The sequence below is a fragment of the Burkholderia sp. PAMC 26561 genome, from assembly GCF_001557535.2.
GTDB lineage: Bacteria > Pseudomonadota > Gammaproteobacteria > Burkholderiales > Burkholderiaceae > Caballeronia.
In genome coordinates, this window is sequence record NZ_CP014315.1 from 768,048 (window position 1) to 790,531 (window position 22,484).

The window sequence follows — 22,484 nt, forward strand, 5'->3', positions numbered from 1 at the left end:
GGGCGCCTGACTGTACGGACCGCATTCGCCGGCCCGGCCGGCGCGCAACAGGCATGTGACTGAGTAGATAAAGCTGCATGTTACTCGCGTTTGCCGGCCCTTTACCAACGCGCAGCGGTCCTTTCAGATTACCGTAAATTCCCGCTATCGAACGATGTCCTGCATTTCTTCCACCGACGGAATCGCGCTGAACGTCCCGGTCCGCCCGACCGTCAGCGCGGCGGCGCGCTGCCCTGCCTGGATGGCGTCGTCGAGCGAGGCGCCTCGCGCAAGCGAGCCGACCAGCACCCCTGAGAAAACGTCGCCCGCACCGGATGTATCGGAGGCTTTTACCGGCCGTGCCGCGAAGTTCGACGCGCCTTCGTGCGTCGAAAGCAGGCACCCTTCAGCGCCCAGGGTCACGATCACCCAAGCCGGCACCTTCGCCTGCAACCACGCCGCCGAATCCTTTACGTCGACACCTTTTGCGATGTCCAGGATTTCGCCCTCGTTCGCGATGACACCGTCGCACTTCTCAAGCGCTTCGGTGCTGTCCCAGTGCCACGGCGCGGCGTTGATCACGACTTTCGCGCTGCGCGCGCGAGCCAGATCGGCGACCGCGTTGGTGCTGGCAAGAGACAGGTTGCCTTGCATCAGCACGTAGTCTCCCGCTTGAACGTCTGATAGAGACGCCGTGAGACGTTCCGCGCTGCTCGCCTGCGTGCAACCGATCGTGGTGATGATCGAGTTCTCGCCGTCGGCGGTCACCGTGAGGATCGAGACATCCGTATCACAAGACAATTTGATCAGACGCAGATCGTCGAACGCTTCTCGAAGCAGCGCGTTCTCGATCTCGATGCCGGCAGCATCACCGCCTATTGCCGAGACGAACACGACCTTCGCGCCCGAACGCTGCGCCGCCACCGCCTGATTCAGCCCCTTTCCACCGGGTGCGCGAGCGATCGATTGCGCCAGAACCGACTCGCCCGGGCGCGGTGCGCGCCGGACATTGAGCGTCACATCCGACACTGCATTGCCCACCACGAACACACGTTTCATGAACGGGCCTTGTTTGCAGCGGCCATGAATTCATGCACGCGATCTCGATCGACGTCGTTCCACCACAGCCCGTCTTTCTTGAGGAAGCTCGCAACGATGACGGCATCGGCAATGGAAAACATGTCGCCAATGTTCGCCGGCGTGACGCCCGATCCAACGACCACGGGCAGCGACGTTCCCTTGCCGATAGCCGCGAGTTCATCGAGTTGCGCGGAGTCGCCCGTTCGCTGGCCCGTCGCCACGGCTGCGTCGGCATCGAAGAATTCCACGTCGCGAGCGAGTTCGGGGATCGAGCGGTCGCCCGTGATGGCGTGCGCGCCGTGCTTCACGTGGACGTCGGCGAAGATCTTGATGTCCCTTGCATGCAGCCACGAGCGGTAACGTGTCGCCTGCGCGGCGGGACCCTCGACAATGCCCTCATTGGCCACGTATGCGTTCGCCCACTGGTTCACACGAATGAACGACGCCGACGCCGCCTTGGCAATTGCAAGCGCCTGGATTGCGCCGTTCGCGAGCACGTTGATGCCGACAGGGCATTTCACCGTGCGTTTGACGGCTTCGGTAATCATGGTCATTGCCGCAACCGTTTCCGGGCCGATACTGTCCGGCTTGCTGAACGGAATATCGCCGTGGTTCTCGACCATCAGTCCGTCGACGCCACCTTCCACGAGCAGACGCGCTTCGTTGCATGAGAAGGCGATGATGTCCTCCATCCGCTCTCCGTCGTAGCGCGCGGAGCCGGGCAGCGGAAGACAATGAAGCATGCCGATGACCGCTTTCTTGCGGCCGAACAGCGTGGCGATGGCATTGGGTTTTTCATTCAAAACGAGCTTGTGCGACATACATGTATCCCTGGTTGACGACTATTCGTACGCGGCGCTGTGGAAGCCGATTTCAAGCGAAAGGGCTTTGGAGAAGATCTCGTTTGCACGCCCGAAATCGAACTTGGCGGCAGGGAGGGTGTCGATCTCGTTCTTGAGCCACGCGGCTTGATTGAGGAAGGCGATGTCGGTGTGCAGCAGGACCCAGGCCCTGACGTTTGGATCCGCGATGTGAGCGCGCGCCGCCGCTTGGCACCACTCGGCGTACATCCACTCGGCGCACATCATCGCGACGACGACGTCGTGGTAAGACCCGTTTGCCGCGATCTCGAGCATGCCGGAGTTGAATGCAACAACGCGGGCGGGCAGGGTATCGAGGTCCGAAACAGGACGCACATCCAGTGCGTCGAACACGGCTTCGAAATAAGGAATCTGCTCAGTCGATAAAGCGTGCAGCACGCCCGAAAGCCAACGCTTCCTGCCGAGATCCGGCGCCTTGACGAGCGCGTAGCCAAAGATCGTGATGGCGGTTTCGACAAACAAATGTTCGTATCGAAGATAGTTGTGAAACACGTTTTTTGCAAGCGAATCGTTCTTGATGTCTTCGACGAACGCATGCGCCTGCATCTCGTTCCAAAGGGCCAGGTTCTTTTCTCGCAACTGGTTTGAATGGGATTGAAGCTCCATCATTTCTTTCCTTTTTTTGCCGTGCGCAGTTTGCTGAAGACGCGCGTGTTCGACCAGATTGCAAGAAGGATGATCACCCCTGTCACGATCTGGGTAAAGAAGGGCGATACATGCAAGAGGATCAGTCCGTTTCCAAGCGTTGCGATTGTCAGTGCGCCGAGGACCGTGCCGACCACCGTCGCGCGTCCGCCCATCAGCGAAGTGCCGCCCAGCACCACCGCCGCGATGACATCGAGTTCGAATCCGGATGCCGCATTCGAGGAGCCCGATCCCAAACGCGACGCGAGCATCAGCCCCGCTATAGCGGACGCAGCGCCGGAGATCACGAATACCGATGCCTTGATGCGCAGCGCCGGCATGCCGGAGCGGCGTGCCGCCTCGGCGTTCGAACCGACGGCAATGACCTGGCGGCCGTACCGCGTACGGTTGATCGTGATGTAGCCAATCAAGGCCGCAATAATCGCGATGATGGCCGGCACCGGAATGCCCGCGAGCGCGCCGGCTCCGAAGAAGTCAAAGCCCGTTCCTGATTCAATGGGTATCGAGAATCCCTGAGTGGAATACAGCGCGATGCCGCGCAACGTGGAAAGCCCGGCAAGCGTGACGATGAATGACGGGATCGCCTGGCTCGCAGAAAACCAGCCCTGCACGAGACCAATGACTGCGCCCAGCAGTATCGTCACAAGAATAGCGACAGGCCACGAGAGACCGGCTTGCATCAGGATCGCAGCGAGCGAATTCGTCAATGCGACAACTGAGCCCACGGACAGGTCGATACCTCCCGTGGCAATGACAAACGTCATTGCAATCGCGACCACCAGCATGGGCGCAAGCTGCCTGAGAATGTTCAGCAGGTTGGCAGTGGTCAGGAAGGTGGGCGTTGCGGCACTGAACAGGATGCAGCATGCAATAAAGAACACCGCAATCGATGCGACCTGCGCATGTGCAAGAAGCATGTCCCTGTACTTCGAGCCTTTTTCCCGCTCGGTATAAATGGAGGTGCTCATCGGTGCTGCTCCCCAACGATCAATTGAACCAGCTCTTCCAGCGTCGTATCTTTCACCCGGCGCTCGGCGACCTTCGTGCCCTCGTACATGACGGCGATCCGGTCGCATACGCGAAAGAGATCCTGAAGCCGGTGAGTGATCAGCACGACGGACACACCTTGCGCCTTTACGCGATTGATCAACGCGAGCACGGCCTCGACTTCGGCAACGGCAAGCGCCGAGGTGGGCTCGTCCATGATCAACACGCGCGGTTCGAACGATGCCGCTCGCGCAATCGCAATCGCCTGGCGCTGACCGCCCGAAAGCTGCTCGACGTTCGCGCTCAGGTCAGGAATGCGGATCTTGAGATTTGACAAGAGCCGTTTTCCCTCTTCGAGCATTGCGCTTCGTTTCAGAAAGCCCTTGTTGCAAAGCTCGCGTCCGAGAAAAAGATTGCCGGCGACATCGATAGCGTCACACAAGCTCAGGTCCTGATAGACCATTTCGATGTGACGCGCACGCGCATCGGCGGGGCTGGTCAGCTTGACGGGCTCCCCTCCCACCAATATGTCTCCGCTGTCCGGAATGTAGGTCCCGGCCATGATCTTCGTGAGCGTCGACTTTCCCGCTGCGTTGTCTCCGATCAGGCCGAGACATTCGCCGGGGTACAAGTCGAGGTCGACGCCGCGCAGTGCCTGGAACGAGCCAAACGAAATCTTGATGTCGCGCAATGAAAGTACGGGCTGGCCAAGCGCCTGGTCCGCGCGTTCCTGAGTTTCAAGCTGTTCCATATCCGGTCACTTTTTGAAGGCAGCACGATAAGGATCGACGTTCGCCTTCGTGACGACAGCGAGCGGCACTGAGATCGTGGTCTGAACGGTTTTCCCTTCATGGACGTCGTTAAGCGCCTGAATCGCAGCGCGGCCCATGGCAGCGGGGTCCTGTTGCACGACACCCAGCACGACCCCGTTGTCGATTCCCCGGATGACTTCCGACGCAAGGTCCCATCCGACGACCTTGATCTTCTTGTTCATGCCTTGTGCATTGATCGCCGCGATGGCGCCAAGCATGGCTGGCTCGCCGGTTGCATAGATGACATTGATATCCGGGTTAGCCGTAATGAGATTCTCCGCCGCAGAAAGCGCGACATCCTGGCTGTTGCGTCCATCCACAATCCCGGCGATGGAAATTCCGGGCGACTTCGCCAGTTCATCGATAGATGCTTTCTGGCGGGAATTCTGGATCGTGGAACTCAGGGCGCCGACCACGCCGACCCGGGCCTTTCCGCCGAGATTCGCCTGGACATACTTGGCGAGATAGTCGGCGATCAGCTTTCCGCCTACGGCGTTGTCCACGCCCACTTGCGCTTTCTGAGGTCCCGGCGGCAGTACGGCGTCGATGCCCACGACCGTTATTCCGGCCGCCGCCGCTGCCTTGACCGAGGATCGCAGACCATTCACGTCGATTGCATCGACCGCTATTCCGTCGACCTTCTGCTGGATGTAGTCATCCAGCGCATTGTTCTGTGCGCTTGGAACGTCGTTGGCATTGAAGACAATCAGCTTTGCACCGAGCTTGTCGGCCTGCTTCTGCGCGCCCTCGCGCATCTGATTGAAGTAGGTGGCTTGCTGGTTGATGAGAATGAGACTGTACGTCTGAGCCGCGAGCGCAGGCAAGGATGCCGTCAGTAGTAATCCTAAGGTTATCTTGCGAAGCACTTTCCCACGAAGTTGGTTCAGCATTTTCTCGCCTTTAAGGTTGGATGTTCAGGTTGCTTTGGGTGCCGTGACCGAAGCACGGACAATCAGTTCAACAGGCAGCAAGAACTCGACGAACGCGGCGTTCTCGTCCGACTCCGCCAACGCGAGCTCCACTGCCTTTCTTCCCATCTCCCTGATGGGCTGCCGTATTGCGGTCAATGCGGGATTAAACAGATGCAACGGCCCGGCATCGTCGAAAACGATGAGAGACAGGCGCTCCGGAATGGCAATATCCGCCGCCTGCAGCGCCTCCAGCAAACCAAACGCTATCTCTCCGCTTGAAACAAAAACCGCCGTTGGCTCTTCGCTCGACTGCAGGATCTGCGCCGCCGCCTGCCGGCCGAACTCCGGCGAATAGTTGCCGAAGCACGTCATGACGACGTTTGCGCCGTTTTCTTCCGCGGCTTCGCGCAAGCCGGTCAGCCGTTCAGTCGTGCTGCGCAGCTTCTCGGGTCCGCCAATAAACGCAATCCGCTTGTGCCCGACGGACGCCAGGTATTGCCCGGCCAGCCGGCCGCCGTTCTCGTTATCGCAAAAGACCTTCGAACAATCGATGCCCGGTACGTCTTCATCGATCAGGATCAGGCCCGGCGCAGCAGCCAGGGTTTCGGCGAGGTCACTCGAGTTGTGATGTCCGCTTACGAACAAAAGGCCGCTCACGCGGTTGCGCAGCATGCGGGACACGTATTCCACTTCACGTGCCGCACTGTTCGACGTTGCGCTCAACAGAACCCCTTGACCATGCTCCTCCGCTGCTTGCTCGACCGCGGACGCGAGCGACGCGAAAAACGGATTGGCAATGTCGGGAATGACGAGCCCCACCGTGTCCGACCGGCCCCGCCCCAGGCTTCGGGCGAGAGGATTGGGCACATAACGCAAGGTCTTGATTGCTGCATCGATCCGTTCGGAGGTCGATGCGGGCAACTTGATGCCCGCGTTGAGGTAACGCGATACGGTCGACGGCGAAACACCGGCGGCCGACGCGACATCGCTCAGGCTTGCTCCCAACTTGGTTTTTGCCACCTCGACCTCTACGAAAGCGCTTTACTAAACCGCTTTCGTATTGAAATTCGTCATAAAACCGATGTCAAGCGGAATTTGAGATGGGGGGGCGCAGGTTTGAAACGTTAGCTACTGCAAGGGGTTGTCCGCTATCGGTCAAGGGGCGGTCGCAGTGCGTGCATCGTGCAGCAGGCTGTCCGACCAGCCGCCGCCGAGATCGCCTATCAGCGACGCTGCATCGAGCAAACGCGACTGCTGCACGTTCAGCGCCGTTTGCTGGCTGCTCAACTGCGTTGCCTGGGCGGTCGCGACTGTCGTGTAGTCAACGGTTCCCGCCTGATACTCGTTGAACGCAATCTCGGCGGCGCGGCTTGCGTCGCGCACGGCGGAATCGAGCGTGTCGGACTGTTCGGCCAGGATGCGCAGGCCGGAGAGGTCGTTTTCCACGTCCTCGAAGGCGGTCAGCACCGTGCCGCGATAGTTGGCCACCGCCGCTTGATACGCCGCTTTCGCGGCGGCGACTTCGCCGCTGCGCTCGCCGCCGTCGAACAGCGTTTCGGTCGCGCTGCCGCCGAGCGACCAGACGTAGTTGGCCACGTGCAGCAAGCCGCCCAACGGCGACTGCGTGAAGCCGTCCAGCGCCGATAACGATACAGTGGGGTAATACCCCGCCACTGCCACGCCGATCGCCGCATTCTGCGACGCCATCTGGCGCTCTGCCGTCGCGATGTCGGGGCGGCGCTGCAACAAGGTCGACGGAACGCCTACCGGAATGGCGGGCAGGGTTGGCATCGTCGTGCTGTGCGGGATGTCGAGGTCTTCCGGGTTCTTGCCCACCAGCACGGCAATTGCATGCGCATTCTGGGCGCGCGCCACGCCAAGCGCGATCAGGCTCGACTGCGCGTTTTCGAGTTGGGCGCGGGCAGTCAGTACGTCGGAAGGCGGAACGATACCGAACTTGTCCTGGTCGGCAACCACGTCCAGATAATGTTGATATACCTTGACCGTTTGCTGCAGCAAATCGATGTTGGCGTCGCTGGTACGCAATTGAATTACGGCCGTCGCAAGCGCGATCTGTTCGGAGAGCGTCGCGTTCGCGAGCGTCGCCTCGCTCGCCTGCGCGGTGGCGGCATTCTGTTCGATCGTGCGCCGCACCGAACCCCACAAATCAGGCGCCCAGCTCACATTGCCTTCGAGCGAACCGGAATTGCTCACCGTCTGAATATTGCCAATACCGCGGCCCAAACTCGCACTCGAGGTCCCCGTCCCGCTGCGCTGGCGGGTTCCCGAGCCGGTCACGCCTAAGGTTGGAAACAGGGCGGAGCGAGCCACCTTCACCTCGGCGAGCGCTTCCTGATAATTAGCATAGTCCTGCCGCACGGTCTGGTTCGATACCGCCACGAGCGGTTCAAGCTGATCGAGCAGCGGATCGTTGAAGCCGGTCCACCATGCGCCCTTGGGACCATCGGCGTCCGGTCGAGCCTGGGTCCAGCCGGGCAATTCACGGAAGGTCGCCGGCACGCTGACTTGCGGCCGATGGTAATCCGGGCCGACCATGCAGCCGCCCAGCAGCAGGGCCGCTGCGGCGGCGAGTGGTTTGGAGGATATCTTCATCGTCATGCCTTTGTATCTGATTGCCCGAGGCTGTCCGCTTGCTCTTCCTGCCGGTTCCACGGCAGACCGGACGACCATTTGACGAGCTTGAAACGCAACCGGTCCAGGTACAGGTAGATCACCGGCGTGGTGTAAAGCGTGAAGACCTGGCTCACGATCAAACCGCCCATCACGGTAATACCGAGCGGCTGGCGCAGCGATGCCCCCTGGCCAATACCGATCGCGAGCGGCACTGCGCCGAGCACGGCGGCGAAGGTGGTCATCATGATCGGGCGCAGACGGACCACCGCGGCGGCGTGAATTGCATCGCGCGCCGGCATGCCTTCGTGGCGCTGCAACTGGATGGCGACATCGACCATCATGATCCCGTTCTTCTTCACAATGCCGATCAACAAGATAATGCCGATCAGCGCGATCACCGAGAACGGCGTGCCGAAGATCAGCAGCGCGAGGGTGGCGCCTATTCCCGCCGATGGCAGTGTCGAAAGAATCGTCAGCGGGTGGATCGAGCTTTCATAAAGCACGCCGAGCACGATATACACCACCCCCAGCGCGGCGATGATCAGGAGGGGAACGGTGCCCATCGACTGCGCGTAGGCTTGCGCCGCGCCCGCGAACGCGCCATGGATGCTCGCCGGCATGCCGATCTCGCGTGCTGCATTTTGCAACGCCTCCTGGGCCTGGCTCAACGATCCGCCCGGCGGCAGGTTGAACGAGATCGTCGCGGCGACCAGTCCGCTCTGGTGATTGACCTGAGTCGACGTATGGTTGCTCACGTAGCTGGAGAGCGCGGGCAGCGGCACCATGGTCTCAGCCGTTGTACTGTCCGCGCTGCCGCTCGAACTGCCGCCCTTGCTGTTGGAAATGCTGTTCGTGGTCGCGTTGGCTTGCGCGTTCGAGTTCAGCGAGTTGGTGCTCGACGTGCTCGATGCCGCGCCGACCGCGCTCGCCGCTGTCACGCCCTTGACCGTTGCGCCCGGCATCTGCGTCTGCTGGCTGCCGGTCGGATTGCCCGCCGCCGTGCTCAGGAAAATCTGCTTGAGCGTCTCCGGGTATTGCCAGTATTGCGGCGCGACTTCCATCACCACGAAGTACTGGTTCAGCGCGTTATAGATAGTCGATACCGTGCGCTGGCCGAACGCATCGTACAGGACGTTATCGATCTGGTTGGGCGCGAAGCCGTAGCGCGCGGCGGTCGCGCGATCGAAGTTGACGTAGGTCTGCAGGCCGTTTTGCTGGAGGTCGGAGTTGACATCGAGCAGGGCGCTGCGGTCCTTGTTGAGCGCGGTCACGAGCTTCGGCGTCCAAGCAAACAGCGCGGCGGAGTCATCGCTCGTCAGCGTGTACTGGTATTCAGCCGCCGACTGCCGTCCGCCGATCCGCAGATCCTGCTGCGCCTGGACAAAGAGCCGCGCGCCGGAGACCTGGTTAAGCTTCGGCCGCAGGCGATTGACCACTTCGGTCGCGGTCACGTGACGCTGCCCGAGCGGCTTCAGTTCAATAAATACATTCGCCGTGTTCAGCGCGCGGCCGCCGGTGAACCCTGCCACCGACTGAACCGCCGGGTCCTTCTGCACGATCTGCTGCAACTGCGCGAGCTTCTTTTCCATCGCGGGAAAGGAAATGCTCTGGTCCGCGATGATCTGCCCGATCAGGATGCCCGTGTCCTGTTCGGGAAAGAACGTGGCCGGCACGAGTTTGAACAGGAACACGTTGGCGACCAGCAAGCCGATCAGCAACAGGATCACCAGCAGCGAATGATCGAGCACGGCCGTGAGCGAACGCGCATAGGCGTTCTTGAAGCGGTCGAACTGCCGCTCGACCCAGCCTGCCCATCGCGCCTTGGCATGCCCCGCGTTCTCGCGGCTCAGGACGTACGCGCACATGGCTGGCGTGACGGTGAGCGAGATCACGAGCGAGATCAGGATCGCAATCGAAAGCACGACGGCGAACTCATGGAACAGCAATCCCACGATGCCCGGCATCAGCAGGATCGGCAGGAACACGGCGATGAGCGACAAGCTCATCGATATCACCGTGAAGCCCACTTCGGCGCTGCCTTTCAGCGCGGCTTCTATTGGACTGAGACCGAGTTCCAGGTGGCGCACGATGTTTTCCAGCACTACGACGGCGTCATCGACCACGAAGCCCGTGCCGATGGTCAGCGCCATCAGCGACAGATTGTCGATGCTGTAGCCAAGCAGGTACATCGGCCCGAACGTGCCGACGATCGATATGGGCAACGCCACTGCCGGGATGAGCGTGGCGCGCGGCGACTGCAGGAATACGAACACCACGCCGACCACCAGCAGCACGGCGATGAACAGGGTCCGCTCGGTATCGCCCACCGACGAGCGCACCGATTCCGACCGGTCGATCGCGACGTTGACATGCACGCTGCTCGGCAGCGTCGCCTCGATCGAAGGCAGCACGTTCCTGATCTGCCTGACCGTACTCACGATGTTGCTGCCGGGCATCGGGTAGACAATGACGAGCACCGCCGACTTCGAGTTGAAGAGCCCGGCGTTGCGGATGTTCTCGTTGGAGTCGCGCACCTGGGCAACATCGCTCAGGAGCACCGGCGCGCCGTTCCGGTAGGCGATCACAAGCTGACGATAGGGCGCCGCCTTCGTGATCTGGTCATTCGATACAACCACGTAACGCTGGTCGCCCTGGTCGAGATGGCCCTTGGCGCTGTTGGCGTTGGCCGCCGAGATTGCCGCGCGTACATCTTCGAGACCGATCCCGTAGCTGCTCAGCTTGCCCGGCTGCAACTCGACCCGCACCGAAGGCAACGCGCCGCCGCCCAGCGTGATCTGGCCCACGCCGTTCACTTGCGAAAGTTGCTGCTGGATCACCGAATCCGCTGAATCGTAAAGCTGCGCCTTGGTGAGCGTATCGGACGTCAGCGCAAGCACCATGATCGGCGAGTCCGCCGGGTTGTATTGCCGATAAGTCGGGTTGGCGCGCAAGGTCGACGGCAAGTCGGCGCGCGCGGCCTGGATGGCCGCCTCGACATCGCGAGCGGCGCCGTTGATGTCGCGGTTTAGCGCAAACTCGACCACGATCATCGATGAACCCACGTAGCTGATCGACGTCAGCTCTTCCACGCCCGCAATCGTGCCGAGCCGCCGTTCGAGCGGTTCGGCCACGGTAGAGGCCATGATGTTCGGGCTCGCGCCGGCCATGTTGGCCTGCACCACGATCACCGGAAACGCGATGTTCGGCAACGGCGCGACCGGAAGCCGGAAGTACGAAAGCGCGCCGGAGATCAGGATTGCGATCGCCAGAAGCGTGGTCGCGACCGGGCGCCGGATGAATAACGCCGAGATGTTCACGGCGCCTGCTCCGCGGGCGCTTCAGGCAGGTTGCGCTTGCGCCGGTTCCTGACGCGCTCGGCGATCCTGTCGAAGAACAGGTAGATGACCGGCGTGGTGAAAAGCGTCAGCATCTGGCTCACCGTCAATCCGCCGATGATCGCAAGCCCGAGCGGGCGGCGCAGCTCCGAGCCCGTGCCGCTGCCGAGCAACATGGGCAACGCGCCGAGCATGGCGGCGAGCGTCGTCATCAGGATTGGCCGGAAGCGCAGCAGCGACGCCTCGAAGATCGCATCGCGCGGCGATTTGCCATGGTTGCGTTCGGCGTCGAGCGCGAAGTCGACCATCATGATCGCGTTCTTTTTCACAATGCCGATCAGCAACACAATGCCGATAATGCCGATCACATCCAGGTCGCTGCCCGCGATCATCAACGCGAGCAATGCGCCGATACCCGCCGATGGCAACGTGGAAAGAATCGTCACCGGATGGATGAAGCTCTCATAAAGCACCCCCAGCACGATATACACCGCCACCAGCGCGGCGATCAGCAAATACACCTCGCTCGACAACGAGTCCTGGAACGCCTGCGCCGCGCCCTGCAGCGACGACGTAATGGATGGCGGCAGCTTGACCGCCTGTTCCACCTCGTGAATGCGCGCGACCGCCGTGCTCAGCGACGCGCCCGGCGCGAGATTGAACGAGATCGTGACGGCCGGGAACTGCGCGAGATGGCTGATCACGAGCGGCGACTTGACGATCTGGATCTTGGCAATTGCAGAGAGCGGCACTTGTCCCGTGCTGCTCGTCTGGCTCGGCAGGTACAGGTTGCCTATGGATGCGACATTGGGCAGCGACTCAGGTCTCGCAACGAGGATCACGCGGTACTGATCCGATTGCTGGAAGATCGTCGAGACGATCCGCTGGCCGAGCGCGTCGTACAGCGCGTTGTCGATGGTCGCCGGTGTGATGCCGAAGCGCGCCGCCAGTTGCCGGTTCACTTCCACGTTCACACTCAGGCCGTCAGTGTTCATGTCGCTTTGCACGTCGGCCAGCGACGGAATCTGCTTCAGCCGGTCGACGAGTTCCGGCACGTACTTCTGGAACGCCTGCTGGCTCGGTCCGCGCAGCACGAAGCTGTACTGGTTCGGCGAGACCGTGGTGTCGAGCGTGAGATCCTGCTCAGGTTGCATGTAAAGCTTGATGCCCGACACATTGGCGACCTCTTGCTGCAAACGCCGCGCAATTTCTTGCGCCGTGTCCGAACGCTTGTCGCGATCGCGCAGGTTGATCAGGAAACGCCCGTTGTTCAGCGTGGAATTCGTGCCGTCGATGCCGACATAAGAGGTCAGCGACGTGACATCGGGGTCTTTCAGGATGGCGTCCGCGAGTGCGCGCTGACGCGTGACCATCGCCTTGTACGACACCGAGTTGTCGGCCACGCTGATCCCCTCGATCACGCCGATATCCTGGGTCGGGAAAAGACCCTTCGGGATCACCACATACAGCACGCCGGTCAGCACGACCGTGCCGATCGCGACCATCAGCGTGAGCATCTGGTGGTCGAGCACCCAGCGCAAACCGCGTTCGTAGCCGGCGAGGGTTTTATCGAAGAGCCCTTCGCTGATGCGCTCGAAACGGCTCGGATGACGTTGCGCCTGGGCGCGCAGAAGCCGCGCGCAAAGCATGGGCACGACTGTCAGTGAAACCACTGCCGACAGCACGATGGTCACCGCGAGCGTCACCGCGAATTCGCTGAACAGGCGCCCGATCACGCCGCCCATGAAGAGCAGCGGAATCAGCACCGCGATCAGCGAGATGGTCAGCGAGAGAATCGTGAAGCCGATCTGCCCGGCGCCTTCGAGCGCCGCTTCGAGCGGCGTCCTGCCTTCCTCCAGATAACGCACGATATTCTCGATCATCACGATCGAGTCATCGACCACGAAGCCGGTCGCGATGATCAACGCCATCAGCGAGAGGTTATCGATGGAATAGTTCAACTGGTACATCACCGCCAGCGTGCCGATCAGCGATACCGGCACCGAGATGCTCGGAATGATCGTGGCCGGCACGTTGCGCAGGAACACGAAGATCACGGCCACCACGAGGACGATGGCGAGCAGGAGTTCGAACGCGGCATCGGATACCGATGAACGGATCACGCCCGTCGTGTCCGATACAACCGTGACCTTCATGCCCGCCGGCAGCGTGGATTCGAGCTGCGGCAACTGCTTCGTGATCTGGTTGACGGTCGCGATCACGTTCGCACCAGGCTGGCGCTGCACGTTCAAGATGATCGCCGGCGTGCCGTTGTACCAGGCGCCGCGCTCGACGTCCTGCGGCGCCTGGGTCACCTTCGCGACGTCGCGCATGAACACCGGCGCGCCGTTCTGATACGCGACGACCGTGTTCAGGTAGTCCTTCGGATCGGATATCTGGTCGTTGCCGTTGATGGTGTAGTCGAGGTCGGGGCCATCGAAATTGCCCTTTGGCTGGCTCACGTTGACGTAGCTCAGCAACGTGCGCAGGTCGTCTATGTTGAGGCCGTAGGCGGCGAGCTTTTGCGGGTCCGCTTCCACGCGGATGGCCGGCACGTTGCCGCCGCTCGTGGTGACCACGCCCACGCCCGATACTTCCGAAATCTTGGTGCCGAGGCGATTGTTGGTGGCGTCCTCCAGTTGCGTGAGCGACATCGACGGGGAGGTGACCGCGAGCGTCAGGATCGGCTGGTCCGCCGGATTGACCTTGGCGTAGGTTGGCGGCGCCGGCAAGCCGGTCGGCAGAAAACTGTTGGCAGCGTTGATGGCCTGCTGGACATTCTGCTGCGCGATATCGAGATTCAGCGACAAGTCGAACTGCAACGTTATGACCGACGCGCCGTCCGAGCTGTACGACGTCATCTGCTGCAGGCCGGGAATCTCGCCCAGTTGCACTTCGAGCGGCGCCGTGACGGTGGTTGCCATCACATCCGGACTGGCCCCCGGATAAAACGTCTGCACCTGGATGGTCGGATAGTCGACGTTGGGTAGCGACGAAACCGGCAGGACGCGCACCGCGATGAGGCCCACCAGCACGAGGGCGATCATCAGCAGCAGCGTGGCTACCGGTCGGAGAATAAACAGGCGGGAAATGTTCATCGGCGCATGGGTCCGATACTACGAAGCAGCTTGCGCGGAGGCAGCGGCCGCGCCAGACGCGCCGGCTTGGGCGTGTCTATGCTGAGCTTGCGCGCCGCTTGCAGGGGGCTCACCGGTCGCGACGCCCGAAGCGGGCTTTGCCGCAGCCGCCTGAATCTTTGCGCCATCGCTCAGACGATCAGTGCCGTCCGTCACCACGATATTGCCCGCTGCAAGACCTGACGTGATCACCGTGTTCTTGCCGTCGCTCGGGCCGAGCGCGACCTTGTGAACCGACACCGTGTTGTTGGCGTTCACCAGATACACGTAGTCGCCCGGCGCGCCGCTTTGCACTGCCGGCGTGGGCACCAGCACGGCGTTCTGCAGTGTATCGACCAGCAATTTGACGTTGACGAACTCGCTTGGGAACAGCGCTTCATCGTCATTGGGGAAGGTCGCTCTCAACGTCACGGTGCCCGTGCTCGTCGCCATCTGGTTGCTGACCGCATACAGGGTTCCGGTTGCGATCTCCCGCGAGTTGTCGCTGCTGTAGGCGGTGACCGGCAGGCGTGCGCCGCCGTTCATGCGTTGCAGCACGTTCGCGAGGGAATCCTGCGGCACTGTGAACTGAACCGTGGTGGGTTTCATGGTGGTGATCACGACGATCCCCGGCGACGATGACGCCGTGACGTAATTCCCCGGGTCGACCAGACGCAGGCCGACGCGCCCGGAGACCGGTGCGGTGATGTGGCAATACGCCAGATCGAGATCGAATTGCGCGATGTTGGCAAGGTCGACCTTGACCGCCGCTTCGTCCTGCTGCACGAGGAACTGCTGGTCGGCAAAAGTCTGCTCGGCAATCGACTTGCGTTCGTTGAGCTGCGTGAAGCGGACGAGGTCGGCGCGTGCCTGCGCCAGGGCGGCGCGGTCTTTGGCCAGCGTCGCCTCGGCTTGTTGTTTGTCGATTTCGTACTGGCGCGGGTCGATCTGCGCGAGGAACTGGCCTTTCTGCACGTCCTGGCCTTCGTGATATCCGACAGCGGTCAGGTAGCCGCTCAGTTGCGGCAGCACCGTGACCGTCGCGGTAGGCGTCACCGTGCCGAGTTCGCTGAGGACCTCAGGCATCGAACCCGTGCTCGCCGTGGCCACGCTGACCACTTGCGGCGGCGTAGGACGAGGGGCCTTTTTGGCGCGGAGCAAGTGCACGACAACGACCGCGATCAGCGCAAGGATTACAACTACAACGACTATTCGCAGCAAACGCGGGTGCTTGCCTGGCTTCGGGGATTCAATACTTTGTTCGGATGGCGTCATAAAGACCTTGGCAACATCTCAAAAATATTACGCACCGATTGAATCGAGATTACGGGCTTCGACTCATGGCGGCTTGGCACAGGCCTCGGGTGCAGCTATCACCGGATCATAAAATTACAACGGCAATACAATATGCATTACGAAGTAATTACTAAAGGCATGCGGAAAACCATTGATCGAGTTTCGCGCATCTCCAGATCGTATCAATCGATGGCGCCAATCTGGTTACCGGAACATTGCGTTTTGTTACGAATTGGAGTTTGGAAGGCGACAGTAACGTATTTGTGCCAGGTCAAGCGATGGTCAAAGTCGACAGCAGCTTTTCCTACCAACTCTCCTGTCACTTGAATTTCAAGATCAGAATCAAACGGCAACCGACCGTGCATCAGAATGCACAGCCGACAAGTTATTTATGGCTCCACTGTCAGGGTGGACAGCGATCGTCGTAGCGGCGCGACAACGCGCTTACGAGGTTCTGATAAGTTCCGGACGCGTGTGATGTTCATGTTGCAACGTCCCGCCCAACTGCATGAGATGCTTAGGTCGCAGTTTCGTTAGATTTGGTCTGGCTGGCGGGGCGAGATTTTTTGCTTCAGGTGCTAACTGGTCGATAACGCCTGTAGCTGATATGAGCCCGCATCAAATGCGTTACTGGGGCTCGCCTTGGGCTAATAAATGGCCTGCCGCGCTTTGATGCCTTACAAAATTATTCGTCCCTGAAACGAACCGTCTTTAGCATGTCCATGGACAGGTCGTAACTAAACCCGTTCTCTAAGTTAACTTCTCGCTTGCGCAGCAGACATACACCGTCAATTTGGGCGGTCATCTTATCGTTGCCGAGCATGACATGAACGCAGCGATAGCGGAACGTGGATCTTTTGCCCCGGGATACGCAGTCGGCTTGCAGTCGATCGCATCTGAAGCGACATAGTCGCCGTCAGTGGAATACGTGGATGAACCTCACCGATCGCTTCTCGGCGCGATTTCCCAATTGAAATCTTAATGCGATAGGACCCAGCCAACGTGACCAAATACTTATCTGAGCCAAGCTTGCCGACTACGACCGCGGAGCTAGGTGGATGCAAATCTAGTGGCACAAGGGACGCGTAAAAGCCCCGCAAGAAAATTTACACCCGATAAAATTCCGACATGGGAGCCGCCGGCTTTGGACGAAATGCGGCACCTCGAACGCACGTTTCCAAGGTTTTTCGTAGAATATAAGATGTTCCCGACACAATTAGCGCACTGATGTCAGATCTTAACTTGATTTCCATATGCGTTTCTGCTAGTTAGCATGACGTTGATGATAAGCCGTTTTGAAAACAATGGTTGAACCCACGCTCCGATAGCTCGTCGATTTAGTGGCTTTTGTCTCGGTTGCCTGCGCGACGCCCCCTCTCAATGTCAGGCAGCAACGGAAAAATTTTCTGGCTTGTCGAATTAACGCTTCGTGTATTGCTCGCTTCCGATTTAGGCGCTTCTCAAAAAACACCGCTTTTCCGCCGGCCTTTGTTTGGATTTTTTGGCTACGTAGGTTCCGCTCTCCGCTGCTCCTGGAATTATCGCCAACTTTACTGGAACGACGTCGACTGCGGAAATTCCCGTTGGATCCAATTCGCAGATATACCGTACCTCGGAATTAGCGTAGTTCCTAGATTTTTCGTTGCCTTGCTCGAACGTAAATGGCACGCGCACTTGCTCAAATTTCGAATAAGCTCGGTAATCATCTGTTGGATGCTAGAGATAGCGTTCAAGCTCTTAACTATTCGTTCTCGAAACGGAGCGTCTTGAGCATGTCCATGAATAAGTCATAACTAAACCCATTCTTTAAGCTAAGTTCCCGCTTTCGCAGCAGGCATACACCGTCCAACTGGGCGGTCATTTTATCGTTGCCGAGCATCATGTGTACGCAGCGATAGCGGGATGTATATTCCTTAATCGGTTTGCAGCGACCACGAGGCTTAGCGAAAGTTTCCTCAGCTATCCAGCCGTGCCAGTTATTGCCCTGAACTGGTAGCACATTAGTGCGCGCCACGCGGGCGCCGCAATTCGACTCTTTATAAGAGGAATCTGCGCTGAGGACCGGTAACGCTTGATTGGGTTTAAGTCGAAGTACGCTATCCCGTTTAGCAGTCATTCTTTCATCTAAACCAATATTTTCGATCACAAAGCTGATGTTATCGCCACCTCGTGCATTGAAGTTTGGATCATATTGAAAGTCCATTTCCATGATGGCTGGACCACCATCTTTGGACAAACCCGTACATCGGAACCCGATTAGCTGGTCGGAAACGCTTTTCAAATTAGGGACGCTTATCGACATGCCACATTGCTTTGCCGCCTTCATGACGGTTGAAGTCATTTCAACAACGCGAGGAGGCATAGAATCGTCCGTTTTTTGTGCGAAGGCGACCGCACAAAAAAAACACAAAGTGACCTTGATGACATGGCGAATCATTGCTCGCTCTCCGTTTGACGCGCTAAGCCTGCATCGGCGGGCATATTTGGTTGATCATTAAGGATGAAATAGGTAAAACGAAAGAACTGCTGTCGCTCTAATAAGCCTCCTGCACCTCCGACTAGTCGAAAGCAGGCTTGAACGTCTAGGTTGCTTGGACCGTGGTCAGCCTTCCGACTAATCCCGGCCATAGCCCAGAAATAGCCTGCTGAATCGGACACAACATCCGAGTCAGATTGCAGCAGCGTCGGGTTTGGGTCGGTGGTAAAGTCCTTGGCGCGGTAACGGCCATAAGCTTGGTAATTGTTTCGCCAAGTCAAGTGAATCAAACCGCGTCCGCAGAAACGAGGGCCATCGCCAAGCTGCACGTTTCCATTGGACACGGCTTTGGCATGAATTTCATGCGGACGTTGGGCGATGTATGTTGAACGATCTCGATTCTTTAGAAAACCAAGACGCGCGAGCCAATCTCTCTTACGGTCGAAGTCTGACGCTGCATCTTCGGGTGTGTACCTCTCATACATTTTTGTGAAGTAGGTGACGTCGCCGATTTCGACGGTGGATCGTAGAGCCCCGGTTTCTTTAAATACTTGGCCAAAAAAATGCGCTTTGCGCAGACTACTGTTGAACCCATATTTTCGAAGCGTCCCATTAAGCGCTGCACCCATCCGCGGGGGCGCACTTCCGCCTTCGCTGTTTGCTCCGGCCGTAAATCGCGCTTTGCTTAGATCCCAGGATATCAGGCCGCCAGCAGCCGGCATCGACCGTCGCGGCAACAACTGAATTTGTTCTCTCAAACTAAACCATCCACACTTCCTAAAATGCCGAATAAACTCAAGCGGATGAAAGAACCACAGCTTCTCACCAGCGGGCAATCCCGTACTGCCCCAGAATTGAAACTGATCGAGCAGACGCATGAACTGCGCATATCCCTTCGGATTGTTCTCATAGAACTCACCTGCTTGCTTAAGCCTCGCGTAGCGCGCCTCGTGGTTTGAACTATCCCATTCGCTCGGCGCCTCACACACAAGTCCACGTAATTGTTTTCGTACGTCGGTGTGCGATTTGACGTAAGCGATAAGTCGCTCTTCCTCTTCGCGCACGTTTCTAGTGGCGGTGGCCGGAGCATTGTTGGCGGCCCCGGCAGCTTCCGCGTTGGCATCGCCTAGCAGTCTCTTCAACGAGTCGATGTCGCACAGACCGTCTGCATCGAATGGTGCTTGATCCTCACTCAGCCTTTTCCATCCGGTGAAGAATGGGAAATCGGCGTCGGACAGTTTCTGGATCGCATTGTCGGCAACGTTCACGTACCCCTGCGTACCAGCCTCATCGAACACCACGGAGATCCACGTCGCGCGGTTGGCAGGGTCCTGCAATGTGGCAGGTGTGCTCAGTATTCGGCCAAATCTCAACATCTCGTAGCCGTCGCTGGGACACGCCGGATAGAGCGCGGTGGCGCGCTTGTACAGATCGTATTCGTAGTCGACGGTCGAGTCAGCCACAGGAGAGCGGGTGATTAAAACGGGGTGGCCATCGCCTTTATCAAGCCATGATCTCGTATAACGCTGTCCGAGGTGAAAATAGACCTCGACGTACAGCGTGTGGTTTGCTGGCAATCTTCCGTCGGTCTTCGCGCTGAACGCGATGCCGTGCAACTGGTTGTCACGGGTCATCGCTTGATCGACAGGCACGCGATAAAAACTGTACTCGCCACTGATAACGTAGTAAGTGCTGCCCCAGCAGTCTGGCTTTGTCGGCGTGGTGAGCTGCGCCTTCCCCAACTGTGTCGCGCCGAAATAGGCATTGAAATCAGACCTCGTCATGAAGATTTCGAAATGCAAATGACGCTGACCGTGGCAGGTGCCCGTGAGCCCTAGCACGTCCTTGCGATGTACCTTCAGGCCTTTGCCGGGTTGAGCCGGAGGCGCCGTCGGCGGATGGGTATCGGGACCGGGCGAGCAGGCCTGGAGGAAGGACGGGAGAGCACTCAACGGCGTTCCGTAGTCATTGAATCGATCGAATTCCAGCAAGTGCATGTATAACGAGTAGAACGTCAATACACGACCGTCGCCCGTTTCCGTTGTGTGCTTGAGCAGGACAAAGCCAGCGCTGCTGTCGGCCGAACCAGGACTTCCTTCGATGGCATGTTGGCACACTCGATAAGCGATGACCTCGCCATCGGCGATCGCACGGACTCTCTCATTGAGCAGCGAGGGAGCCAGATGCGCACCTGTGTGCCAGCGCCGGTCCATTGCGACTGGATAAATGCCATGGGCAAGTTCAAGCTTGTCGGCGGCGTCCATCATTGGATCGACAATGGCCGCACTCGGTGCGCTCACGCCAGTCTCAGGCAGGAAGGGTGGACTGATTATCATAGGCTTAGCGCGACGTGATATAGGACGAGGAGATGTTCAAGGTGCTATCGGGCAACTTGGGAAGCGATGCTTCGAAAGTGCCCGGACCCTCGAAGGTGAACGACGCCGCCGCAATCCTGATGCTGGATCCTCGGCCGTAGGCCCTCACCGCGTTCACCGCAAGACCACCGAAATATCCTTGTTGTTCGCCGCACTCGGCGCTTCACGGGGATAAGCCCGGGAGGCCGTCACGCGGGAGGTGGTGCTTTGATAAATCTCGGTTTGATTCGAAGAAAAATTCATTCGGTATCCTATACTATCGGGTTGTATGACTTTACTGATGCTAGGCGAGCGTCGCCCCCGCAATCCACAAATGACATTGGGTTCGGACAATAATCTGTTTCACAAAAGATTTGAATAGCTCGGCCGCGAATTTGAACTTTATTTTCATGTGGCCTGTCTTTAGGAATTTACTGAGATTGGGCTAAGTTTGATCGTGCTAATGTTCAAAAAGTATTTTGGCGCTCGTGCGGAAATCGTCAAAATCCGGCTAGAGGTTTTCGCCATGTTCCACCAAGTTTTCCTGACTGTTTCATAGGAGATACCTGTCGAACTTCGTCGAATCCTTCGAGCAGCGGAGCAATTGCGTATCACTGCGGTTTAGTGGTCGAATCCCTCGAACCAGTCGATAGAAGAATGGTCCTTGACTCGATTGAAAAACGAGCTGCATGACGAGCCGCACGGAATCTGACGCTAGCTTAGGCCGGGCGAGAGTCAGCTACGGCTTGGGTGCCGCCGGCGCCGGGTGATTACTTTGATCCAGCTCAAGGCTAACTACAGCTGGGGGCCGCGCCGAATTTGTAGTCAACGGTTGGTCCACTGATCCATCGCCGATCGTGCCAGCCAAGTTGATCATGTCCGTAAGTACCACGGTGTAAGTTAGACCATCCGCTTTCATTCGGGCAGGACGCCTTCCATCGAAAGAGTTTTTCTAACCCGGGCCGGGACTTAATCTGCTTTGTCAACGCGTCACGCCATCGTTATTCTAGTCCTCGCCAGTTTCGAAGTGGGCCGGCCGACGCCGCCGATGCGCCACCGTTTCCGGCCCGTGATCATTCCCGCCACCATGAAGGTTCACCAGATGGATACAGTCTCGCAGACACCGCTGATTCTGATAACGGGCGGAGGCCGTGGCGTAGGCGCGGCGACTGCGCGTCTTGCGGCCGCACAAGGCTACGACGTAGCGATAAGTTTCGTCTCCAACGAGTCCGCCGCCCTTGCGGTGGCGGCTGACGTGGAAGCGCTGGGGCGCCGGGCGTTGCCCGTGCGCGCGGACAGCGCAGACCCGGAACAGGTCGTTCAGCTATTCGCCGCGATCGACCGGGAGTTCGGCCGGATCGATGTACTGGTGAACAACGCCGCCATCATCGCGCAGCAATCCCGCCTGGAGGACCTCGGTTTCGAGCGGATGCAGCGGGTCTTCGCAGTCAACTCGATCGGCCCGATTCTCTGTGCCCAGCAAGCGGTGAAGCGCATGTCCTATCGTCACAACGGACGGGGGGGCTCCGTGATCAACATCTCGTCGGCATCGGCCCGGCTCGGTAGCCCGAATGAATATGTCGACTACGCTGCATCGAAGGGCGCCGTCGAGACATTCACTATCGGATTTGCAAAGGAAGTCGCACGCGATGGAATACGCGTCAACTGCGTTCGCCCCGGGCACATCTACACCGAAATGCATGCCAGCGGCGGCGAGCCGGGACGGGTGGATCGTGTCAAGGAGTCGATCCCGATGGGAAGAGGCGGTCAGCCGGAAGAGGTCGCGCGCGCGATCCTGTGGCTGGCAAGCGCAGAGGCTTCCTTCATCACCGGCACGTTCCTCGATGTCACTGGCGGCAAGTGAGCGGCAAGGCAGGGCGAAATAAGCAGTGCCGCGACTTCTTCGATCGAGCCGTGCCCCTACACCTCGCGACGCGGGCCTGAAATGCCCGATACCCGCCGAAGCCCATGCCCCGGC

The 22,484-nt window shown here is 59.2% G+C and carries 14 protein-coding genes; 1 reads left to right on the top strand and 13 read right to left on the bottom strand.

The annotated features are described in order from the left end of the window. Positions 1–144: 144 nt before the first annotated feature. The 13 genes from AXG89_RS38195 to AXG89_RS43970 all read right to left on the bottom strand — a co-directional run bounded on the left by AXG89_RS38195 (position 145) and on the right by AXG89_RS43970 (position 20,452). Positions 145–1,038: a ribokinase gene (locus AXG89_RS38195; RefSeq protein WP_075360308.1), complete on the bottom strand. Its 894-nt coding sequence runs from the start codon at positions 1,036–1,038 to the stop codon at positions 145–147. After that, positions 1,035–1,880 (bottom strand): BtpA/SgcQ family protein, encoded by an 846-nt coding sequence (locus AXG89_RS38200; protein ID WP_062002211.1) that lies wholly within the window; start codon positions 1,878–1,880, stop codon positions 1,035–1,037. Before AXG89_RS38200 ends, AXG89_RS38195 begins: the two co-directional genes overlap by 4 nt. 21 nt (positions 1,881–1,901) lie before the next feature. Continuing rightward, positions 1,902–2,549: a TenA family protein gene (locus AXG89_RS38205; RefSeq protein WP_086386590.1), complete on the bottom strand. Its 648-nt coding sequence runs from the start codon at positions 2,547–2,549 to the stop codon at positions 1,902–1,904. After that, on the bottom strand, positions 2,546–3,553 hold the full coding sequence (locus tag AXG89_RS38210; RefSeq protein ID WP_075360310.1) for an ABC transporter permease: 1,008 nt from the start codon (positions 3,551–3,553) through the stop codon (positions 2,546–2,548). The genes AXG89_RS38205 and AXG89_RS38210 overlap by 4 nt, the downstream gene beginning before the upstream one ends. Next, complete coding sequence (locus AXG89_RS38215) at positions 3,550–4,323, bottom strand: ATP-binding cassette domain-containing protein (RefSeq protein ID WP_075360311.1); 774 nt, start codon at positions 4,321–4,323, stop codon at positions 3,550–3,552. The genes AXG89_RS38210 and AXG89_RS38215 overlap by 4 nt, the downstream gene beginning before the upstream one ends. Positions 4,324–4,329: 6 nt before the next feature. Further along, complete coding sequence (locus tag AXG89_RS38220) at positions 4,330–5,274, bottom strand: ABC transporter substrate-binding protein (protein WP_062002207.1); 945 nt, start codon at positions 5,272–5,274, stop codon at positions 4,330–4,332. Positions 5,275–5,298: 24 nt separating this feature from the next. Then, positions 5,299–6,315, bottom strand: coding sequence for a LacI family DNA-binding transcriptional regulator (locus AXG89_RS38225; RefSeq protein WP_075360312.1), 1,017 nt, complete (start codon positions 6,313–6,315; stop codon positions 5,299–5,301). A 135-nt stretch (positions 6,316–6,450) separates the two neighbouring features. After that, complete coding sequence (locus AXG89_RS38230) at positions 6,451–7,914, bottom strand: efflux transporter outer membrane subunit (RefSeq protein ID WP_442861792.1); 1,464 nt, start codon at positions 7,912–7,914, stop codon at positions 6,451–6,453. After that, positions 7,911–11,246, bottom strand: a complete 3,336-nt coding sequence (locus AXG89_RS38235) for an efflux RND transporter permease subunit (RefSeq protein ID WP_075360314.1) — start codon at positions 11,244–11,246, stop codon at positions 7,911–7,913. The genes AXG89_RS38230 and AXG89_RS38235 overlap by 4 nt, the downstream gene beginning before the upstream one ends. Beyond that, entirely contained in the window at positions 11,243–14,362 is a 3,120-nt protein-coding gene (locus AXG89_RS38240) for an efflux RND transporter permease subunit (RefSeq protein ID WP_075360315.1), read from the bottom strand. The genes AXG89_RS38235 and AXG89_RS38240 overlap by 4 nt, the downstream gene beginning before the upstream one ends. 18 nt (positions 14,363–14,380) lie before the next feature. Continuing rightward, complete coding sequence (locus AXG89_RS38245) at positions 14,381–15,655, bottom strand: efflux RND transporter periplasmic adaptor subunit (protein WP_075360316.1); 1,275 nt, start codon at positions 15,653–15,655, stop codon at positions 14,381–14,383. 1,762 nt (positions 15,656–17,417) lie between these two features. Continuing rightward, the gene (locus tag AXG89_RS38250) at positions 17,418–18,113 is read right to left on the bottom strand and encodes a hypothetical protein (protein WP_075360317.1); all 696 of its coding nucleotides are present in this window, start codon (positions 18,111–18,113) and stop codon (positions 17,418–17,420) included. Continuing rightward, a complete protein-coding gene (locus AXG89_RS43970) occupies positions 18,110–20,452 on the bottom strand; it encodes a hypothetical protein (protein ID WP_236873692.1) in 2,343 nt (780 codons plus the stop codon). Before AXG89_RS43970 ends, AXG89_RS38250 begins: the two co-directional genes overlap by 4 nt. A gap of 1,156 nt (positions 20,453–21,608) precedes the next feature. On the opposite strand from AXG89_RS43970, the gene AXG89_RS38260 reads away from it, so the two are divergent. After that, positions 21,609–22,370 carry an SDR family oxidoreductase gene (locus AXG89_RS38260; protein ID WP_075360386.1) on the top strand — a complete coding sequence of 254 codons (762 nt, stop codon included), beginning with the start codon at positions 21,609–21,611 and terminating at the stop codon, positions 22,368–22,370. The last annotated feature ends 114 nt before the right edge of the window (positions 22,371–22,484 follow it).

Coding starts and splice junctions, on each gene's coding strand:
- AXG89_RS38195 (WP_075360308.1), bottom strand. CDS start 1,038: ATGAAACGTGTGTTCGTGGTGGGCAATGCAGTGTCGGATGTGACGCTC.
- AXG89_RS38200 (WP_062002211.1), bottom strand. CDS start 1,880: ATGTCGCACAAGCTCGTTTTGAATGAAAAACCCAATGCCATCGCCACG.
- AXG89_RS38205 (WP_086386590.1), bottom strand. CDS start 2,549: ATGATGGAGCTTCAATCCCATTCAAACCAGTTGCGAGAAAAGAACCTG.
- AXG89_RS38210 (WP_075360310.1), bottom strand. CDS start 3,553: ATGAGCACCTCCATTTATACCGAGCGGGAAAAAGGCTCGAAGTACAGG.
- AXG89_RS38215 (WP_075360311.1), bottom strand. CDS start 4,323: ATGGAACAGCTTGAAACTCAGGAACGCGCGGACCAGGCGCTTGGCCAG.
- AXG89_RS38220 (WP_062002207.1), bottom strand. CDS start 5,274: ATGCTGAACCAACTTCGTGGGAAAGTGCTTCGCAAGATAACCTTAGGA.
- AXG89_RS38230 (WP_442861792.1), bottom strand. CDS start 7,914: ATGACGATGAAGATATCCTCCAAACCACTCGCCGCCGCAGCGGCCCTG.
- AXG89_RS38240 (WP_075360315.1), bottom strand. CDS start 14,362: ATGAACATTTCCCGCCTGTTTATTCTCCGACCGGTAGCCACGCTGCTG.
- AXG89_RS38245 (WP_075360316.1), bottom strand. CDS start 15,655: ATGACGCCATCCGAACAAAGTATTGAATCCCCGAAGCCAGGCAAGCAC.
- AXG89_RS38250 (WP_075360317.1), bottom strand. CDS start 18,113: ATGATTCGCCATGTCATCAAGGTCACTTTGTGTTTTTTTTGTGCGGTC.
- AXG89_RS38260 (WP_075360386.1), top strand. CDS start 21,609: ATGGATACAGTCTCGCAGACACCGCTGATTCTGATAACGGGCGGAGGC.